Origin of the sequence: Fusibacter bizertensis (genome assembly GCF_029914245.1) — a bacterium.
GTDB classification, from domain to species: Bacteria; Bacillota; Clostridia; order Peptostreptococcales; family Acidaminobacteraceae; genus Fusibacter_C; species Fusibacter_C bizertensis.
Genome location: NZ_JARYZI010000027.1, coordinates 1 through 1,894, shown reverse-complemented (window position 1 = coordinate 1,894; position 1,894 = coordinate 1). Strand labels below are relative to the sequence as shown.

The following is a 1,894-nucleotide window of genomic DNA, read 5'->3' as shown; positions in this document are numbered from 1 at the left end:
AAGGTGCTGTTGCAAAATAGCCCCAAAGTAAAAAATGGACTCCAGCAAAATCAATTTTGATTTTGTTGGGTCCATTTTTATTGTATAAATGTTTAGAACTGGCTCGCAGAGCCAGTTCAGATGAGTTATAATTATTTTATGACGAACAATCTAACTCATATTGATTTTACAAAAAAAAGCCACACAATGCAACTAAAAATGAAGTTTGATGTGGCAACATATATTCCTATGGATAGCAAAGTCAGATTGGTGTGCAATATTATTGAGGAGATGAATTTAGATTTTTTACTTCGCACCTACTCCGTTAAGGGGAGAAAGCCAGTTGTTGACCCAGTTACCATGTTAAAAGTTCTTTTGTTTTGTTATAGTGAAGGTATATGTTCCTGTCGCAAAATTGAAGATTTTTGCACATATGACACCAGAGCACATTTCTTGCTCGATGGGTGTAAACCGCCTGATCATACAACCATCAACCGTTTTCGAAAAATCATCGAAGATTTTTCATCAGATTTACTCACTCAGTTTGTTGAACTGCTTCTGGAAGATGGTCATGTGAATTTAAAGAACATCTACATTGACGGTACAAAGATTGAGTCAGTGGCAGGTCGTTATACTTTTGTGTGGCGTAAATCAGTAGAAAAATACCAAAAGAAACTTAAAGAACAACTCATTAAGGAACTATGTTTACCAGAAAATAGCACCTTAGACCAAGTAACTCAAAAAGTTGAACAAGCGTTTAACCTTATAAGAAATATTTGTAGTAGCCAGAATATCGTATTTGTACATGGTATTGGGAAACGTAAAACACAGCAACAAAGAGACTATGAGCACTTAGAAGACACGCTCACAAAACTAAAAAGATATGAAGCGCATTTAAGAATCATGGGAGAGCGAAATAGTTATTCAAAAACAGACCATGATGCAACATTCATGCGAATGAAAGAAGACCACATGCTCAATGGTCAACTCAAACCAGCTTATAACATCCAGTTTGCATCCAGCGGTGCATTTATAGTAGGTGTTATGGGAAGTCAAAAGGGCAATGATCTGCATACTTTAAAACCCTTTTTAGAGAAAATGATGACGCCTTATGGTGAATACCTTATGAATATCGTGGCAGATGCAGGCTATGAAAGTACTGAAAACTACACTTATTTGAATGATAAATGGCTAAGGTCTTATATAAAACCTGCAAACTATGAGATACAAAGAAAAAAGAAATACAAAGAAGACATCGGTAAAAAAGAAAGCATGACTTATCTAGAAGATGAAGATGCTTACTTATGTAAAAACGATAAAAAATTAGTGAGAGTGAAAGATAGAATTCGTACTTATGCTTCTGGGCTCAAAGATACACTTAAAACCTATAGCTGTATTGAATGTAGAGGATGTCCTTATAATAGTCAATGTATCAAAAGCAAAAAAGCAGAAGATGGAATAAAGAAAACCATTCAATTTTCACCAGAGTTCGAAAAATATCGTAATGAATCTTATAATAATATCACAACAGAAGAAGGCATTATTCAGCGAATGAATCGTTCAATTCAAGCAGAAGGGATGTTTTCGAAGTTGAAAGATGGCTTAAAATATGATCGGTTCAGACATAGAGGAATGAAAAGTGTTGTTTCAGATATCACACTTATGGCACTTGGCATAAATCTGAACAAGTTCCATTCTAAAATGAAGAAAAATCAATTCGAAGTAATTGAATACAAAAAAGTAGCTTAATTGAAAGTTAACACAACTCGCTAAATAGGCTTTTTTGAGTGCGTTCAAATATTGAATCAGTATTAAGTTGATAAAAGAAATGTCCACAAGAGATTCATTGAATTTCCAAGAAGTACGAAAAAAGATGCTGCTGCTAATCTAATTCTTAGATTTGCAACAGCACCTT

General features: G+C 34.2%; 1 protein-coding gene. It reads left to right on the top strand.

Going from position 1 to position 1,894, the window contains the following annotated elements; genetic code table 11:
- Positions 1–186: 186 nt before the first annotated feature.
- A complete protein-coding gene (locus tag QE109_RS17490) occupies positions 187–1,728 on the top strand; it encodes an IS1182 family transposase (protein ID WP_281095839.1) in 1,542 nt (513 codons plus the stop codon).
- Positions 1,729–1,894 lie beyond the last annotated feature (166 nt).